The sequence below is a fragment of the Olleya sp. Ti.3.14 genome (genome assembly GCF_038154885.1).
Classification (GTDB): Bacteria; Bacteroidota; Bacteroidia; order Flavobacteriales; family Flavobacteriaceae; genus Olleya.
Genome location: NZ_JBAKAO010000070.1, coordinates 1 through 290, shown reverse-complemented (window position 1 = coordinate 290; position 290 = coordinate 1). Strand labels below are relative to the sequence as shown.

At 40.0% G+C, this 290-nt stretch carries 1 pseudogene; it reads left to right on the top strand.

Annotated features, from left to right (window positions below):
* Positions 1-290, top strand: a pseudogene (locus tag V6251_RS15320) (aminotransferase class I/II-fold pyridoxal phosphate-dependent enzyme); the annotation flags it as partial.

Here is a 290-nt window from a genome sequence, read left to right as displayed (position 1 = left end):
ATACAAAGATAAAGGACCACTAGGTAATGGGCTGCACAAGCAGAAGGTTACTTTGTGTTTCCTAAATTGGAAGGTGAAATTTCTAATCGTATGAAATTTCAAGGAAAAGATGTAATTACATGGAGTATCAATGACTACTTAGGTCTTGCTAACCATCCTGAAGTCCGTAAGGTTGATGCAGAAGCTGCAGCACAATACGGATCTGCTTATCCAATGGGAGCACGTATGATGTCTGGTCACACAAATTTACACGAGCAACTACAAACTCAGCAAGTTCGTTTTGTAGTTGC